Here is a 15,405-nt window from a genome sequence, read left to right as displayed (position 1 = left end):
GTCGGCGCCCCGCTCGTCACTGCGCGGCCGCCGCCGAGGCCTGGGTCTCGCCGCGGGCGTGGATCTGGTCGAAGGCGAACTTGCCGAGGTCGTCGCCGATCGCGAAGACCGCGGTGTCCTTCGCCGTCACGTCCTTGCCGCTGTCGAAGCCGGCGATCGTGAAGTAGGCGTAGCGGCCGTAGGAGTTGGTCGTGGTGCGGCAGATGGCGCCGTCGCAGAACGGCTTGACGCCCTTGCCCGAGAGGGACTTGACGACGCTCTTGGTGTCCGCCTGGCTCTTGACCTTCGTGGCCTGTGCCTCGGTGTCGAAGAGGGCGACGCCGACCGTGACCGCGATGTCGTCCTTGAGGTAGGTGACCCGCATGAGGCGGGTGCAGCCGTTCGCGGTGAGGACCTTGGGGAGGGTGCCGGCGGAGACCGAGGCGCAGTTCGTGCTGTCGGCCGTCGGGCCCTTCTTGTACACGGTCGAGGCGACCGTCAGCTGGGTGCCCGGGAACAGGGTCGTCGGGCTGAGCGGTGCCGTGTCCTTGGCCTTGCTGGAGATGAACTCCTTCGGGTCCAGCGGCGGCGGCGCGCTGGTCGGGGCGAAGGACGGCGAGGTGGCGTCGGTGCCGGTGGGCAGGGACGCGCTCGCGGGCAGGTTCGTGGGTTTGCCGGACGCGCTGTCGTCGCCGTTCGCCGAGACGACGGCCATGGCCACGGCCGTGCCGACGGCCACCGTCGCGAGCGCGCCGCCGCCTATGAACAGCAGGCGCTTGCGTCTGTTGCGCGTCTCCGACGCCTCGGCGAGCGCTGCCCAGTCAGGGGTCTGCTCGTCGACGTTGCCGCCCCACGGCTGCTGCGAATTGGGTTTCCAGGGATCCCACTGGGACTGGGGTCCCCCCTGTCCGAAGCTCATGGGTCGCATCCTAGACGGGGCGACGCCGATACCGGTGCGCCTCAATGAGGCCTGTGGCGACTGACGTTGGGGATGTCACGGTAAGTGGTTCCGTGGTCGCCGTCCGCTGTGGGCGGGGGTCGGTCCTCCGCGTTTTGACCCGTCCGGGGCGGCGCGGGTACTCTTACGGTTTGTTATGCGTATCGGCTTGGTCCCTCTGGGACGAGAGGCCCTTACGTAGGTTCCCTGGAGCAGTTACCAGTGGGCGGCATACGGGCGCTGGACCCGGCAGTGTCGTCCCCAGCTGCACGATCGCTTCAGTGATGCCAATTTCAGCACCCATCCACTGAAGAAGAAGGCTGCGAAGTGCGTACGTACAGCCCCAAGCCCGGCGATGTGACTCGCCAGTGGCACGTCATCGACGCCCAGGACATCGTCCTCGGCCGTCTGGCCACCACTGCTGCGAACCTCCTCCGCGGCAAGCACAAGCCGACCTATGCCCCGCACATGGACATGGGCGACTTCGTCATCATCATCAACGCCGACAAGGTTCACCTGTCCGGCAACAAGAAGACCCAGAAGCTGGCGTACCGCCACTCCGGTTACCCGGGTGGTCTGCGCTCCGTCCGTTACGACGAGCTGCTGGCGAAGAACCCCGAGAAGGCCGTCGAGAAGGCCATCAAGGGCATGATCCCCAAGAACACCCTGGGCCGTCAGATGCTCAGCAAGCTGAAGGTCTACTCGGGCGAGCAGCACCCGCACGCTGCGCAGCAGCCGGTGCCGTTCGAGATCACCCAGGTCGCGCAGTAGTTCCGGCCACACCCCCTAAGACAGAAAAGAATCTGAGGAGAACCGTGGCCGAGACCACCGTTGAGCAGCCGGTCGAAGACACCGAGACCGAGCTCGTCGACATCGAGAGCTACACCACCGAGTCCGACGTCCCCGTCGAGGGTGAGTACACGTCGGAGTCGCTCGCCGGCCGCTTCGGCGACCCGCAGCCGGCCGCCGGCCTGGGCCGTCGCAAGAACGCCATCGCGCGCGTCCGCATCGTGCCCGGCACCGGCAAGTGGAAGGTCAACGGGCGCACGCTCGAGGACTACTTCCCGAACAAGGTCCACCAGCAGGAAGTCAACGAGCCCTTCAAGGTGCTTGAGCTGGACGGCCGCTACGACGTCATCGCCCGCATCTCGGGTGGCGGCGTCTCCGGTCAGGCCGGTGCCCTGCGCCTCGGCGTGGCCCGCGCGCTGAACGAGGCCGACGTGGACAACAACCGCGGCGCCCTCAAGAAGGCCGGTTACCTCCGTCGCGACGACCGTGCGGTCGAGCGCAAGAAGGCCGGTCTCAAGAAGGCCCGCAAGGCTCCGCAGTACAGCAAGCGCTAAATCGCGCCGGCTGTCTGTACTCCGAACGCCCCGGCGGCACGCCAGTCGTGCCACCGGGGCGTTCGTTTATCACAGCGCGGGGCGTATAACGGCACAAGACGCTCAAAGGCTTGTGTGATCGGATGAACAGGCATCCTATGCCTGGAACGCAGGACTTTCGCCTTGCAGGATTTTCGCCTTCCTCAGGAGGACAAGTGGGACGACTCTTCGGCACGGACGGCGTGCGCGGTGTCGCCAACGCGGATCTGACGGCCGAGATGGCGCTCGGCCTCTCCGTCGCCGCGGCGCACGTACTCGCCGAGGCGGGCACCTTCGCCGGCCATCGGGCGACGGCCGTGGTCGGGCGGGATCCGCGCGCGTCCGGGGAGTTCCTGGAGGCCGCCGTGGTCGCGGGCCTCGCCAGCTCGGGAGTGGACGTACTGCTCGTCGGTGTGCTGCCCACCCCCGCGGTGGCGTATCTCACCGGTGTGCTGGGCGCCGACCTCGGTGTGATGCTCTCCGCGAGCCACAACGCCATGCCCGACAACGGACTGAAGTTCCTCGCCCGCGGCGGGCACAAGCTCGACGACGAGCTGGAGGACCGGATCGAGAAGGTCTACGACGAGCACCGCACCGGCGCCCCCTGGGACCGCCCGACCGGCGCGGGCGTGGGCCGGGTCCGGCACTACGGTGAAGGCTTCGACCAGTACGTCGCCCATCTCATCGGCGTGCTCCCGAACCGGCTCGACGGCCTGAAGATCGTCCTCGACGAGGCGCACGGCGCCGCCGCCCGGGTCTCCCCGGAGGCGTTCTCGCGGGCCGGTGCCGAGGTCGTCACGATCGGCGCGGACCCGGACGGGCTCAACATCAACGACGGTTGCGGCTCGACCCATCTGGGTCTCCTCAAGGCCGCCGTCGTCGAGCACGGCGCGGACTTCGGCATCGCGCACGACGGTGACGCCGACCGCTGCCTGGCCGTGGACCACACCGGCGAAGAGGTCGACGGGGACCAGATCATGGCCGTGATCGCGCTGGCGATGCGGGAGCGTTCCGCACTGCGCTCCGACACCGTCGTCGCGACCGTCATGTCGAACCTGGGCTTCAAACTGGCGATGGAGCGCGAGGGTCTGACGCTCGTCCAGACCGCCGTCGGTGACCGCTACGTCCTGGAGGAGATGAAGGAGCACGGCTACGCGCTGGGCGGCGAGCAGTCCGGCCACGTCATCATCCTGGACCACGCCACCACCGGCGACGGCACACTGACCGGCCTGATGCTGGCGGCCCGGGTCGCGCAGACCGGCCGTAGCCTCAAGGACCTCGCGTCCGTGATGACGCGGCTGCCGCAGGTGCTCATCAACGTGCCGGACGTGGACCGGACCCGGGTCGGCACCTCCGCGGACCTGGCCGCCGCGGTCGCCGAGGCGGAGCGTGAACTCGGCTCGACGGGGCGGGTGTTGCTGCGTCCGTCCGGCACCGAGCCGCTGGTGCGCGTGATGGTGGAGGCTGCCGACATCGACCAGGCGCGCTCGGTGGCGGGACGGCTGGCCGACGCGGTGAAGTCGGCGCTCGGCTAGGTCGGGCCCGTCCGGATCAGCCGGACCGGCTCTAGGTGAGTCGCGGGGCGCGCTCGCGCTGCCAGGCCCAGAACGCCTTCTGGGCGAGCAGGGTGAGCGTGCCCGCCAGGACGATCCCGCCGAGGTTGGCGAGGAGCTGCCAACTGGAGCCCCACGTCTGGGAGTAGTCGCGGTAGCTGAAGGCCACGGCGGCGTTCGCGGCGGCCGGGACGGTCGTCACCGAGATGGCGACGCCGATCAGCGCGCCGGACTTGGCCGAGGTGAGGGACAGGGTGCCCGCGATGCCGGCCAGGAAGGCCACGACGAAGGACATCCAGTCGGGCTTCCAGATGAAGGCGGTGTTGGGCCGGGCCGCCTCCACCATCGACTTCTCGAACAGTCCGAGGGCGTCCAGCAGCCAACTGAAGCCCGCCGTCAGCACCATGGCCGCGGCGAACCCGGCGAGCAGCGCCCACAGCGACCGCCACACCAGCCGCGGAGCCTTCCGCACCAGTGCCGTGGAGATCCCGGCGAGCGGCCCGAACTCCGGTCCCACGGCCATCGCGCCCACGATCAGGATCGCGTTGTCGAGCATCACACCGCAGGCCGCGAGCATGGTGGCGACGGTCAGGAACGCGACGTAGGTGACGTTGAGCGTCGACTCCTCGTGCGTGGCGTCCACGAGGTGTTCCCACAGCACGGCGTCGGCGCCCTCGCCGGGCGCGTCCTCCTCGGCCTGGTCCGCCCGCTGCGACAGGGACAGGCCGATGTCGTCGACGGCGATCGAGCCGGTGCGGTCGATCTCCAACTCCCGGAGCGCGCCGATGAGTTCGTCTCCGGCCTCGCGGGCGACATCGCACAGGACGACATCGCCGGCGGGGTCGCGGGCGGCGCCGGTCAGGACGACGAGATGCGCGGTGCCGACCGTCGACTCGATCAGCCGGACCACGTCGTCGGTCCGGTCCGCGGGGGTGATGAGGCGCAGATGAAGCATGACGCTCTTCTATCAGGCCGCCGCCGGGCTTCGGCCGGACGGCCGGGCTACAGCTTGCGCAGCCGCAGCCGCTGGACCTTGTGGTCCGGGCCCTTGCGCAGGACCAGGGTGGCGCGGCCCCGGGTGGGCGCGATGTTCTCCACCAGGTTGGGCTTGTTGATGGTCCGCCACTGTGTCCGGGCGTAGGCGAGGGCCTCCTCCTCGGAGACCTGGGTGTACTTGCGGAAGTACGAGTCGGGGTTCTGGAAGGCGGTCTCGCGCAGCCGTGTGAACCGGTTGAGGTACCAGCCCTCGACGTCGTCGGCGTTCGCGTCGACGTACACGCTGAAGTCGAAGTAGTCGGCGAGACCGACCCGGGTGCGGCCGTCGCTGCCCGGCAGGGCGGGCTGCAGGACGTTCAGGCCCTCGACGATCAGGATGTCGGGCCGGCGCACGACGAGCTTCTCGCCGGGGACGATGTCGTAGATCAGGTGGGAGTAGACGGGGGCGGTGACCTCGTCCTTGCCCGCCTTGATGTCGGCGACGAACCGGGTCAGCGCCCGGCGGTCGTACGACTCGGGGAAGCCCTTGCGCGACATCAGGCCGCGGGCCTGGAGTTCCCTGGTCGGCAGCAGGAAGCCGTCGGTCGTGACCCGCTCCACGCGCGGGTGCTCGGGCCAGCGGGACAGCAGGGCCTGGAGCAGGCGGGCCACGGTCGACTTGCCGCCCGCCACGGAACCGGCGATCCCTATCACGAACGGGGTGCCCGACTGGGAGCCCTGCTCGCCCAGGAAGGTGTTCAGCGCGTTCCTCAGGCCGTCCGTGGCGCCGACGTAGAGGTTGAGGAGCCGGGACAGCGGGAGGTAGATGTCCCGCACCTCGTCGAGGTCGATGACGTCCCCGAGGCCGCGCAGCTTCTCGACCTCCTCGGCGGTGAGCGGCAGCGGCGTCTTGTCGCGCAGCGCGCTCCACTCGGCTCGGGTGAGGTCGACGTAGGGAGTCGCCTCCGGCTTGTGCCGGTGGGCGCTCCGGGGCATCGGGGAGACCGGAGAGATCACCTGTCCATTGTTAACGGAGTTTGAACGGGGTGGCGGGTGGGGTGCGTCACGCGGGGTGTCCGGCGCGCCTGTCGGGTCCGTCGGCAGGTGGCCGTAATTTCCGAAATCGGGCACGAAGTGCCGTGTTCGGGAGGGGTTCGGGCCCTAGGCTGCCGCGCATGTGCGGAATCGTGGGATACGTGGGGTCGCAGTCGGCGCTCGATGTCGTGATGGCCGGGCTGAAGCGGCTGGAGTACCGGGGCTACGACTCGTCGGGGGTCGCCGTGCTCGCGGACGGCGGGCTGGCGGCGGCGAAGAAGGCCGGGAAACTCGTCAATCTGGAGAAGGAGCTGGTCGAACGCCCGCTGCCCGCGGGGTCGACCGGCATCGGGCACACGCGCTGGGCCACGCACGGCGGCCCGACCGACGCGAACGCCCACCCGCATCTCGACAACGCGGGCCGGGTCGCCGTCGTGCACAACGGCATCATCGAGAACTTCGCCTGTCTGCGCGCCGAGCTGGCCGAGCGCGGGCACGACCTCGTCTCCGACACGGACACCGAGGTGGTCGCGCATCTGCTGGCCGAGGAGTTCTCGGCGTGCGCGGACCTGGCGGAGGCGATGCGCCAGGTGTGCCGCCGGCTCGAGGGCGCCTTCACGCTGGTCGCGGTGCACGCGGACGAGCCGGACGTGGTGGTGGGGGCGCGGCGCAACTCGCCGCTGGTGGTCGGGGTCGGCGAGGGCGAGGCCTTCCTCGCCTCGGACGTCGCCGCGTTCATCGCCCACACGCGCTCCGCGATCGAGCTGGGCCAGGACCAGGTCGTGGAGCTGCGCCGGGACGGAGTGACCGTCACCGGCTTCGACGGCGCTCCGGCCGAGGTCCGTTCGTACCACGTCGACTGGGACGCGTCCGCCGCCGAGAAGGGCGGCTACGACTACTTCATGCTCAAGGAGATCGCCGAGCAGCCGAAGGCGGTCGCCGACACGCTGCTGGGCCGGATCGACGCGGCGGGTCTGCTCACCCTGGACGAAGTCCGCATCCCGGTGCATGAGTTGAGGGAGATCGACAAGGTCGTCATCGTCGCCTGCGGTACGGCCTTCCACGCGGGTCTGATCGCCAAGTACGCCATCGAGCACTGGACGCGGATCCCCTGCGAGGTGGAGCTGGCCAGCGAGTTCCGGTACCGGGACCCGATCCTGGGTGCCCGCTCGCTGGTGATCGCCATCTCGCAGTCCGGCGAGACGATGGACACGCTGATGGCGCTGCGGCACGCCCGCGAGCAGGGTTCGAAGGTCCTGGCCATCTGCAACACCAACGGGTCGACGATTCCCCGGGAGTCGGACGCGGTGCTGTACACGCACGCCGGGCCGGAGGTCGCCGTGGCGTCGACGAAGGCGTTCCTGACGCAGCTGGTCGCGTGCTACCTCGTGGCCCTGTATCTCGGCCAGGTGCGCGGCACCAAGTGGGGGGACGAGATCCAGGCCGTCATCCGGGACCTGTCGCAGATCTCCGGTGAGGTGGAGCGGGTGCTGGACACCATGGAGCCGGTACGGGAGTTGGCGCGCTCGGTCGCCGCCAAGAACACCGTGCTGTTCCTGGGGCGGCACGTCGGCTACCCCGTCGCTCTCGAAGGCGCCCTGAAACTCAAGGAGTTGGCGTACATGCACGCCGAGGGCTTCGCGGCGGGCGAGCTGAAGCACGGGCCGATCGCGCTGATCGAGGAGGGCATGCCGGTCGTCGTGGTCGTGCCGTCGCCGCGCGGGCGGTCCGTCCTGCACGACAAGATCGTGTCCAACATCCAGGAGATCCGGGCGCGGGGCGCGATGACGATCGTGATCGCCGAGGAGGGCGACGAGACGGTCGTCCCGTACGCGGACCATCTGATCCGGATCCCGGTCACCCCGACCCTGCTCCAACCGCTCGTCGCGACCGTGCCGTTGCAGGTGTTCGCCTGCGAGCTGGCGACGGCCCGAGGCAACGAGGTGGACCAGCCGCGGAACCTGGCGAAGTCGGTGACGGTGGAGTAGGCGGCGCCGGAACGGCCTGAGCGCGGCGCACGCACATGCGCGCCGCGCTCAGCACAGGCAGGGGAGCCGGGCTCCCGGGGGAGCGGGTCGAGGACTACTCCTCGACCGTGAGTCCCTTCCGCAGCTTCACCAGGGTGCGCGACAGCAGCCGCGACACGTGCATCTGCGAGATGCCCAGTTCGTCGCCGATCTCCGACTGCGTCATGTTGGCCACGAAGCGCAGGGAGAGGATCTGCCGGTCCCGGGTGGGGAGTTCGGCGATCAGGGGCTTCAACGACTCGACGTACTCGATGCCTTCGAGCCCGTGGTCCTCGTAGCCGATGCGGTCCGCGAGGGCGCCTTCGGAGTCGTCCTCCTCGGGCTGGGCGTCAAGTGAGCTGGCGGTGTAGGCGTTCGACGCCGCCATGCCCTCGACGACCTCGTCCTTGGAGATCTTCAGGCGCTCCGCCAGTTCGCCCACGGTGGGCGCGCGGTCGAGCTGCTGGGCCAGTTCGTCGCCGGCCTTGGCGAGGTCGAGCCGCAGTTCCTGGAGCCGGCGCGGGACGCGCACGGACCACGAGGTGTCGCGGAAGAAGCGCTTGATCTCACCGACGATGGTGGGCATCGCGAAGGTGGGGAACTCGACCCCGCGGCTGAGCTCGAAGCGGTCGATCGCCTTGATCAGGCCGATGGTGCCGACCTGGATGATGTCCTCCATCGGCTCGCTGCGCGAGCGGAAGCGGGAGGCCGCGAACTTGACCAGCGCGAGGTTGAGCTCGACGAGCGTGTTGCGGACGTACGCGTATGCGTGCGTGCCTTCTTCGAGCGATTCGAGCCGCTCGAAGAGGGTCTTGGAGAGCGCTCGTGCGTCGACCGCGCCGATCTCGTCGTACGGGGGGATCTCGGGGAGCCCCTCGATGGCGGTGGGATCCAGTTGAGCCGGTGGGGGTGTCGACGTCGCTTCAGGGGTAGGCGATGCGTCGAGCCGGGGTGACATGGTGTCCTCCATCGTTCTCGGCATATGGCTGCCGAAGCCGGTGCGTGCACTGCGGAGTGCGGCGCCTCCAAAGCCGGTCGTGTCGGTCATATCGGTCACAACAATCAATACTCAGACGTATCGAACGATTCGGTTGTATCGAATGTCCGCATACGCGTCCCTCCTAGGCCTACCCGTTTTTCGGAGCTCGCCGCAAGTGCGATGCGCACCCATATGTCCAGTTGTGGGCGATTGTTCGGGTGTCAGAGAGTGTGAGGAAGGCGTAGTGTTCCAGGGCGAACGTCAACAGCCACGACCTCGGGAGAGAGAGACGGCATGGACCGCGGGACGGTCGGCAGCGCACAGTCTGGCCGGCTTCTGGTCGAGGTGCGGAAACAGGGCCTCAGCGCCGTCGTGACGCCGGCGGGTGAGTTGGATCACCACACCGCCGATCTGTTGCGCGAACCGCTGGAGGACCTGCTCGCCCATGGGTACGCACGGCTCGTCGTGGACTGCTCACGACTGGAGTTCTGCGACTCCACGGGCCTCAACGTGCTGCTCGGCGCACGCCTCAAGGCGGAAGCCGCAGATGGCGGAGTGCATCTCGCGGGCATGATGCCCGCGGTGGCGCGCGTCTTCGAGATCACAGGGGCGGATGCGGTCTTCACCGTCCACGACACCCTTGAGGCTGCTCTCGCCGACGAATAAGGGGTGTTTTGCCGGTTCGCTCGGGCAGGAGAACATCTGAGCCTGTCGAGAACCAGAGCGATCAAAACGCTCGTGATCCACGTAGTGACTCTTGAACACGTACCGACTCTTGAATTGTGAACCGGTGAATCGGTGAGGTGAAGCGCTGATGAGCACCACCCGGCCCTATCCGCCGGGCGACCGCCCGGAGCCCGGTGGCGCTACGGAGGCGCCCGCCGGAGGCGCTGCCGTGCCGTCCGTCGGGGACGACGCCGAACCGGCCGTGGGCCGGGACACCCGCAGACTCAGTTTCGCGGGTGAGAGCGGGGTCGTGCCGCTGGCCCGGGACTTCGCCCGCCAGGCGCTGTACGCCTGGGGCTGGCTGCCCGCCGAGGGCGCCGACCGGCGCGCCGCCGCCGAGGACGTGCTCCTCGTCGTCTCCGAACTGGTCACCAACGCCTGTCTGCACGCCGAGGGACCGGACGAGATGTGGATCACCTGCGACAAGAAGGTGATCCGCGTCGAGGTCTCCGACCGCGGTACCGGTCAGCCCGCTCCCAGAACCCCGCACCGCGCGGGCCGCCCCGGCGGCCACGGCATGTTCATCGTGCAGCGGCTGTGCCTGGACTGGGGGGTCGTCCGCGCCCCGGGCGTCACCGGCAAGACGGTATGGGCGGAGCTGGGCGCACCGGCCTAGGCCGCGTCCCTCCCCGCCCCTCTCGTTCGGTTCGCCCCTCCACTCCCTCCACCGGGTTCTCTCCTCACGCACGCCGGATCGTCACAACTCCGGCGTGCGTCTTGTCTTCCCTCCTCTGGGGCCCGGGCGTACCTTGACGGCCGATCTGATGTGCCGTCAGGAATGAGGGGACCGTGTCGTACCAGAAACGAACCGCAGCGCTCGCGTCTGTCGCGGCCCTGGCCGGCTCGGCGGTATTCATGGCCGCCCCCGCAGCCCGGGCCGACGTGGTCGACGTCAACTACAAGTGCCAGACGCCCATCGGCGTCAAGACCGCCGTCTCGCCGATCGACATCAAGGGCGTCAAGAGCGGCAGCGGCTACAAGCTCACCATGTCCTGGCAGAAGGGCGTCTCCTCCAGCCCCGTCGAACTCGGCAAGGGGGCGATGAGCCCGAGCGCCACCATCAAGGTCGGCGGCGCGGACAGCGGCACCGTCGCGGTGTCGGGGCCGGCGAACCAGGCGGCGATTCCGGCCAACACCCCCATCAAGATCAACGACTTGACGGGTACGTACACCCCGAAGGCGTCCGGCAAGGTCACGTTCACGGCGGCCGTCCTGACCATCAAGGCCCTCGGTACGACGACGACGTGCACGCCGACGAACAGTCCCGGGCCGTCGCTCACGCTGGACGTCACGGCGGCGGGCGGTTCATCGGGTGGCTCCAGCGGGTCGACCGGCTCCACCGGTTCGACGGGGAGCGGCACCGGTACGGACTCCAGCGGCACCCTCCCGAAGACCGGCCCCGACGACTCGGTCATCGCGCTCGGCACCCTCGGCGGCACGGTCCTGCTCGCGGGCGCGGCGGGCACCCTGTGGCTGACCCGGCGCAACCAGACGGCCCGCGCCCGCCGCTGACAGCCCCCGTACGCCCGCTGGAGCCGCCCATGCTGTCGACCGCCCGCGTCCTGTGTCTGTCCCTCCTCGCCCTCCTGGCGACCGCGCCGACCGCAACGGCCGCCGGGGGATGGACCGTTGCGCCCGCGGGCGGCGGACGGCCGACGTTCTACGCCGAGGGCGAGCCCGGCGCGACCCTCCAGGACACGGTGTCCGTGACCAACCCCACCACCCGTCCGGTCACCGTCCGGCTGCGCGCCGGCGGCGTCCCGGTCACCTTCGCGGACACGGGGGTCCGGGTGCCCGCCCGCACCCGCGCCGACGTCCCGTTCACCGTGGACGTCCCGGCGACCGCCGGCCCGGGCGACCGCACCGCCACGATCGTCGCGCGCGACACGAGCGGCCGGGAGGCGACGGTACGGCTCCGACTCCGCGTGCGCGGACCGGAGTTGTCGGCACTGACCGTCGAACACGTCACGGTCCACGGCGACCGCATCGCCTACGAGCTGGTCAACCGCGGCACCACCCCTCTCACCCCGGCACTCGCCGTCCACGCCACCGGCGTCCTCGGCACCCTCCTCGACCGCGCCCCCCGCACCCTCCCCGTCCGGCTCCCGCCCGGCGCCCGCCTGAAACTCACCGAACCCTGGCCCGGCCGTCCCGCCCTGGACGCGGTCGACCTGCGGCTCACGGTCACGGCGGCGGGCGGCGCCCACGACACGGCGGACACGTCGACACGGTTCGTGCCGTGGAGCGCGGTGGCGGCGACCGGCGGCGCGGCCCTGGCCGGCGGCGCGCTGCTTCTCGTACGACGGCGGCGGCGCCGTGGGGGCGACGACGGGACGGCCGAACAACCGCGTACGGAAGCCGAGTTGACGGGAGCGGTGATGTGAGCGGCAAGGTACGGATGCCGGCGCTGGTGGCGGTGCTCGCGCTGCTCCTGCTGCCGTGGGCGGGGGCGACGCCGGCCGCGGCGGCGGACGGGCCGGCGGTGAAGCTCTCCACGGGGCAGGCGGGGACGGGCGGTTCGATCACCGTCTCCGGGAGCGGATGGCGGGCGCACGCCCTGCTGATGGTGCTGATCTGCGGGCAGGCCACACCCGCGCGCGGGGTGATCGGCGGCACCAACTCCTGTGCCAACGCGGACGGCAGAGCCGTGACGACCGACGCCAAGGGCGTCTTCAGCAGGAAACTGCCGGTGTCGGAGCCGCCGGTGCCGTGCCCGTGCGTGGTGCACGTGGCGACGGTGACGGGGGCGAGCGCGTCCGCCGACGCGGTGTTTCAGGTGGCCGGACACGCGGTCGAACCCCTCCCCGCGGAGCCCGCCGCCGGACGGCTCTCGGTCCTGTCGGACACCCGGCTGGACGGTTCGAGCGGCCTGCTGACCTGGTTCGGGGCGCCACCGTCCCGCACGCTGGTCCTCACCGTCGGCAACGCCGGCTCGTCCCCGGTCAAGAACCCGGTGTTCCAGGTCGGCACCTCCCACGGGGTGTTCGCACCGCAGTGGGACGACCAGCAGTACAACGGCACCATCGCGCCCGGCGGGAAGGCGGAGATCAGACTTCCCGTCGACCTCGCGGCCGGGGCGCACGGCGACTACACCGTCTCGATGAAGTACGGCGGCCGAGTCCTCGCCGAACAGCCGTGGGGAGTCGGCCGCCCCTGGGGCGTGACCCTGTTCTGGATCCTGCTCTGCGTGGTCGTGCCGGCGGCGGTGTTCCGCGTCGGGATGGCCGTGGTGGACCGGCTGCGCCCCCGCAAGGCGGCCCGCAGCACCGGCCCGCCCCGCCACCGGGCCCTGCACCTGCCCGCCCAAGTGACCCTGCGCATGCCGAAGTTCGGCACGGCGGACCCCTCGCGCACGGACGCCGCCACGACCTCGACCCTGCCGTGGTTCACCCCGGACTCCGATCCGGGCACGGCCGGTCGGCTCTCCGCACCGCACGACGACAGCCCGACGAGTCCGACGACTCCCACCAGGAAGGGACTTACGTGAGCAAGCGAAGGAGAGTCACACCGGCCGGCGAAGGCCGAGGCAGAGGTGGCGGCGGTGTACGGAGCGCGGGCGCGGCGGCGTTCGCGCTGGTCCTCGGCGGCGCGGGCCTCGCGCTCGGCCTGACCGCCGGGACCGCGCAGGCCGCCGAGGTGTCCTACGCCACCCACTGCGTGCCGCCCGCGGGGGTCGCCGACCCGATCGACGGCACCACCAAGGTCGAGATAGACGCGCCCGCCACGGCGAAGGTCGGCGACACCGTCGACGTCGTCTGGAAGTTCACCCAGGCCGCGTCCAAGAACCCCGACATCATCGACCTGCCCGCCGACACGGTCCTGCCGACCGGGACGCTGAAGGCGGCCGGCGCGCAGACCTCCGACGTGGCGATGACGGGGACGCGCACCAACCCGGCGATCCCCAAGGGCGGCGACATGGTGCTGTCCGACATGAAGGGCACGCTGAAGCTGACGGCGCCCGGGACGGTCAACCTGGCCCCGGACGCGTACACGGTCAACGCGTACGGGACCGACACCGTGTGCACGCCGACGGGGACGGTGCCGACGGCGGCGACGATCAACGTGACGGCGGGGGACGGCGGTTCGTCGAGCGGCTCCCCGACCCCGTCGGACTCGACGTCGTCCTCCGCGTCGCCCAGTGACTCGGCCTCCGCGTCGTCGTCGACATCGACGTCCGCCTCGCCGAGCGACGGCACCGGTACCGGTCAGACCGACTTCACCGGCAAGCAGGTCGACGTCCCCTACGCGTGCAAGACGCCGATCGGCGACAAGAACGCGACCTCGCCGGTCCAGATCAACGCCTCCAAGGACGGCGGGAGTTACGCCCTCACCGTGAAGTTCAACGGCTCGGTGATGGACAGCCCCGCGGACATTCCGGCGGACTCGGTGAAGCCGTCGATGGAAGTCGTCCTCGGCGGCGCCGACTCGGGCACGGTCCATGTGGAGGGCCCGACGAACTCCAGCGCCATCAAGTCCGGCGACCCCATCGAGATCCCGGACCTGACCGGCACGTACAAGCCCGGCGCGAGCGGTTCGTCGACGCTGTCGCCCGGTGTCCTCACGGTCAACGCCCTCGGCACGACGACGACTTGCACGCCGACGAAGTCCCTGGTCTCGCTGACCCTGGACACCACGGAGCAGGCGTCCGGGGCGTCCGGCGGGTCCGGCGGGTCTTCCGGCTCGGGCGGCACGTCCTCGTCCTCGTCGACCTCCGGCGGGCTCGCGGAGACGGGCTCCGACAGCCACGGCGGCCTGAAGGCACTGGGCCTGGTGTCCGGCACGGCGATCCTGCTGGGCGTGGCCGTGTTCACGTTCATGCCGGGACGGAGGCGGCTGAGGTAGGCCTCTCCCCGTGGGCGTACTCCTCCTCCCCTTTTCCTGTGCGGAGGGCACCGGTCGCGTTACGGTGCGTGTTCAGGTGGAGTGGGGGAGGGGGTACGGGGTGCCGCAGCGACGAGCGGTGACGAGCCGCAGCCAGGAGCCGCGGCAGCGGTTCGCGGAGGAGGTCCGCCGGCTGCGCGAGCGGAGTGGGGCGAGTCTGCGGCAGCTCGCGGAGCAACTGGGCTGGGACTGCTCGACGTTGGGAAAGCTGGAGCGGGGGCAGAGTCTGGGGAGCCCGGAGATCGCGCGAGCGCTGGACGACTACTACGGGACGCCGGGTCTGTTGCTGGCGCTGTGGGAGCTGGCGGTCGCGGACCCGACCCAGTTCAAGGAGCGGTACCGGCGGTACATGGTGCTGGAGGCCGAGGCGGTGAGCCTGTGGCACTACGCGGTGTCCAACCTGCCCGGTGTGCTCCAAACGCCGGAGTACGCGCGTGAGTTGCTCGCGGCGGGCGGCCTCACCGGGGACGAACTGGAGGCACAGGTCGAGGCGCGGATGGGTCGCCGTGGTCTGCTGCTGGGGGAGAACGCGCCGCAGTTCCGTTCGATCATCTCGGAAGCGGTGCTGGGTACCCCGTTGAGCGACAGCGAGGAGTGGCACGCCCAACTGCGGCATCTGCTCGACACTGCGCGTCGCGCACGTTCATCGAGCGGATGTTGAAGGAGGCGTCGTGAGAGTGGTCGACCTGAGCCAGGTGACGTGGCGTAAGAGCAGCTACAGCAACCAGGACGGCGGCGAGTGCCTCGAAGCCTCCGACGACTTCCTGCGGAACGCTGCCTGGCGCAAGAGCAGTTACAGCAACCAGGACGGCGGGCAGTGCCTCGAAGTCGCCGACGACGCCCCCACCCCCGTCGTCCCCGTCCGCGACTCCAAGCACCGTGAGGGCCCCGCCCTCATCCTCCCCGCATCCGCCTGGACCGCGTTCGTCACAGCCGTACGGCAGGGCGCGCTGTCCTAACCCGCGCCTCCGTA

The 15,405-nt window shown here is 70.2% G+C and carries 15 protein-coding genes and 1 pseudogene; 12 read left to right on the top strand and 4 right to left on the bottom strand.

All coding sequences use genetic code 11. From position 1 onward, the window contains the following. Nucleotides 1-16: 16 nt before the first annotated feature. Entirely contained in the window at nt 17-898 is an 882-nt protein-coding gene (locus tag ACIPTO_RS38715) for a hypothetical protein (RefSeq protein WP_366324887.1), read from the bottom strand. Between the two features lie 345 nt (nt 899-1,243). On the opposite strand from ACIPTO_RS38715, the gene rplM reads away from it, so the two are divergent. The 3 genes from rplM to glmM all read left to right on the top strand — a co-directional run bounded on the left by rplM (nt 1,244) and on the right by glmM (nt 3,812). After that, a complete protein-coding gene (gene rplM, locus ACIPTO_RS38710; protein ID WP_366324889.1) occupies nt 1,244-1,687 on the top strand; it encodes a 50S ribosomal protein L13 in 444 nt (147 codons plus the stop codon). A 44-nt stretch (nt 1,688-1,731) separates the two neighbouring features. Continuing rightward, complete coding sequence (gene rpsI, locus ACIPTO_RS38705) at nt 1,732-2,259, top strand: 30S ribosomal protein S9 (protein WP_366324891.1); 528 nt, start codon at nt 1,732-1,734, stop codon at nt 2,257-2,259. A gap of 194 nt (nt 2,260-2,453) precedes the next feature. Further along, a complete protein-coding gene (glmM, locus tag ACIPTO_RS38700) occupies nt 2,454-3,812 on the top strand; it encodes a phosphoglucosamine mutase (RefSeq protein ID WP_401199846.1) in 1,359 nt (452 codons plus the stop codon). Between the two features lie 31 nt (nt 3,813-3,843). Here the strand turns inward: glmM and ACIPTO_RS38695 are convergent, their stop codons facing one another. Both ACIPTO_RS38695 and coaA read right to left on the bottom strand, forming a co-directional pair. Continuing rightward, nucleotides 3,844-4,785: a DUF389 domain-containing protein gene (locus ACIPTO_RS38695; RefSeq protein ID WP_401199844.1), complete on the bottom strand. Its 942-nt coding sequence runs from the start codon at nt 4,783-4,785 to the stop codon at nt 3,844-3,846. A gap of 47 nt (nt 4,786-4,832) precedes the next feature. Next, a complete protein-coding gene (coaA, locus tag ACIPTO_RS38690) occupies nt 4,833-5,801 on the bottom strand; it encodes a type I pantothenate kinase (RefSeq protein ID WP_401200053.1) in 969 nt (322 codons plus the stop codon). Nucleotides 5,802-5,980: 179 nt separating this feature from the next. Here coaA and glmS point away from each other — a divergent pair, with 179 nt between their 5' ends. After that, nucleotides 5,981-7,828, top strand: a complete 1,848-nt coding sequence (gene glmS / locus ACIPTO_RS38685) for a glutamine--fructose-6-phosphate transaminase (isomerizing) (RefSeq protein ID WP_366324897.1) — start codon at nt 5,981-5,983, stop codon at nt 7,826-7,828. A gap of 94 nt (nt 7,829-7,922) precedes the next feature. Here the strand turns inward: glmS and ACIPTO_RS38680 are convergent, their stop codons facing one another. Next, a complete protein-coding gene (locus tag ACIPTO_RS38680) occupies nt 7,923-8,804 on the bottom strand; it encodes an RNA polymerase sigma factor SigF (protein WP_366324943.1) in 882 nt (293 codons plus the stop codon). Nucleotides 8,805-9,119: 315 nt separating this feature from the next. Between ACIPTO_RS38680 and ACIPTO_RS38675 the strand changes: the two genes are divergently transcribed. The 8 genes and pseudogenes from ACIPTO_RS38675 (at nt 9,120) to ACIPTO_RS38640 (ending at nt 15,391) form a co-directional block, all read left to right on the top strand. After that, nucleotides 9,120-9,491 carry an STAS domain-containing protein gene (locus ACIPTO_RS38675; protein ID WP_366324899.1) on the top strand — a complete coding sequence of 124 codons (372 nt, stop codon included), beginning with the start codon at nt 9,120-9,122 and terminating at the stop codon, nt 9,489-9,491. A 148-nt stretch (nt 9,492-9,639) separates the two neighbouring features. Beyond that, nucleotides 9,640-10,167 (top strand): ATP-binding protein, encoded by a 528-nt coding sequence (locus ACIPTO_RS38670; protein ID WP_366324901.1) that lies wholly within the window; start codon nt 9,640-9,642, stop codon nt 10,165-10,167. Nucleotides 10,168-10,340: 173 nt separating this feature from the next. Continuing rightward, a complete protein-coding gene (locus ACIPTO_RS38665) occupies nt 10,341-11,063 on the top strand; it encodes an LPXTG cell wall anchor domain-containing protein (RefSeq protein ID WP_366324903.1) in 723 nt (240 codons plus the stop codon). Nucleotides 11,064-11,092: 29 nt separating this feature from the next. Next, nucleotides 11,093-11,935: a hypothetical protein gene (locus ACIPTO_RS38660; protein WP_401199841.1), complete on the top strand. Its 843-nt coding sequence runs from the start codon at nt 11,093-11,095 to the stop codon at nt 11,933-11,935. Nucleotides 11,936-11,949: 14 nt separating this feature from the next. Beyond that, a complete protein-coding gene (locus ACIPTO_RS38655) occupies nt 11,950-13,038 on the top strand; it encodes a hypothetical protein (RefSeq protein WP_401200051.1) in 1,089 nt (362 codons plus the stop codon). Continuing rightward, entirely contained in the window at nt 13,035-14,393 is a 1,359-nt protein-coding gene (locus tag ACIPTO_RS38650) for a hypothetical protein (protein WP_401199839.1), read from the top strand. The genes ACIPTO_RS38655 and ACIPTO_RS38650 overlap by 4 nt, the downstream gene beginning before the upstream one ends. Nucleotides 14,394-14,493: 100 nt before the next feature. Next, a pseudogene (locus ACIPTO_RS38645) lies at nt 14,494-15,069 on the top strand (helix-turn-helix domain-containing protein); the annotation flags it as partial. 34 nt (nt 15,070-15,103) lie between these two features. Then, the gene (locus ACIPTO_RS38640) at nt 15,104-15,391 is read left to right on the top strand and encodes a DUF397 domain-containing protein (RefSeq protein ID WP_401199837.1); all 288 of its coding nucleotides are present in this window, start codon (nt 15,104-15,106) and stop codon (nt 15,389-15,391) included. Nucleotides 15,392-15,405: the final 14 nt, after the last annotated feature.

The sequence above is a fragment of the Streptomyces sp. NPDC090083 genome, from assembly GCF_044747445.1.
In the GTDB taxonomy this organism is placed as follows: Bacteria; Actinomycetota; Actinomycetes; order Streptomycetales; family Streptomycetaceae; genus Streptomyces.
This window is presented reverse-complemented; position numbering and strand designations above follow the sequence as displayed.